This window comes from Rhodoferax sp. EU05-FHT12H12 (genome assembly GCF_058791215.1).
Genome location: NZ_JBYTDI010000015.1, coordinates 1 through 1,230, shown reverse-complemented (window position 1 = coordinate 1,230; position 1,230 = coordinate 1). Strand labels below are relative to the sequence as shown.

1 protein-coding gene is annotated in these 1,230 nt (G+C 56.7%); it reads right to left on the bottom strand.

All coding sequences use genetic code 11. The features are described from left to right. Positions 1-8: 8 nt before the first annotated feature. Complete coding sequence (locus AC3WS7_RS18670; RefSeq protein ID WP_492657392.1) at positions 9-1,169, bottom strand: IS30 family transposase; 1,161 nt, start codon at positions 1,167-1,169, stop codon at positions 9-11. Positions 1,170-1,230: the final 61 nt, after the last annotated feature.

Here is a 1,230-nt window from a genome sequence, read left to right as displayed (position 1 = left end):
CGGCGGATTCAACCGGTCGATGCAACACATTCGCTGAACATCTCAGCGGGTGTTTGGAAGCCGAGCGTTTTGCGTGGCCTCTCGTTCAATTGTCTAGCAATTGCATTGAGTTGAACTTGTGAGAAACCCGAGAGGTCCATGCCCTTTGGCATGTACTGTCTGAGCAATCCATTTGTGTTCTCGTTGCTTCCACGTTGCCACGGACTTTGGGGATCGCAGAAGTAGACCTGGATGTCGGTGGCCACCGTGAACGTCTTGTGCGCATGCATCTCAGTACCTCTATCCCAGGTCAGTGACTTGTAGAGCTCCTGCGGGAGCTTGCGGGCGTTCTTGATGAGCGCGTTGACAACTGTCTGCGAGTCCTTGCCATCGAGCTTCACCAACATCACGTACCGCGTCTGACGCTCAACCAGTGTTGCGATCTGGCTGTTACCGCTACCGAAGACCAAGTCCCCTTCCCAGTGACCCGGTACTGCCCGATCTTCAATACCGGGTGGCCGCTCGCTAATCGAAACAGCATCGATGATCTGTCCGTGGATTGCTGTCTTTTGCGTGTAGTGACGAGACCTGCGCATGCCACGAGTGCGCCTCAGATGCGCCAGAAGCTCCTTCTTCAAGGCGCCACGTGCTTGAATGAACAAGCTGCGGTAGATGGTCTCGTGTGACACGTGATGGCTTTCGTCGCACGGATAAGTATGCTTGAGCCAACCTGCGATCTGTTCCGGTGACCAGAGCATCCGTAGCTTGTCAGCCACGATGCGGGCCAAGGCACGGTTCTGCACTAGCTTGCAGACCTTGGGGCGATGACCCCGATTCCATGCAGCTTGGTCGGCTTGGTTCGCACGGTAGCTCTCTTGGCCGCCGTTGCGCTTGATTTCTCGACTGACTGTCGAAGGGGCGCGTCCGAGCGTCGTCGCTATTGCTCGAATCGACAAACCGGCCACCACCGCACGCGAAATCTCCTCTCGCTCTGCCAAAGTCAGCGCAAGGCAGGAACGGCGACGCTCTGGTGGGCGGATTCCGCCCGTCTCTGCCAGGATTTGGCGCACCGATCCATGGTGGCGATCAAATAATTTGCCAATCTCGTGCAGCGTCCAGCCTTGCTTCCAGCGCTCCCACATGAGCGCCTTCTGACTGTCTGTGTAGTAGGTCCGCGTCCGATACTTCATCTGCAACACTCCTTCTGCTCACGCAGGTTTTAGTGTGTTGCATCGACCGGTTGAATCCGCC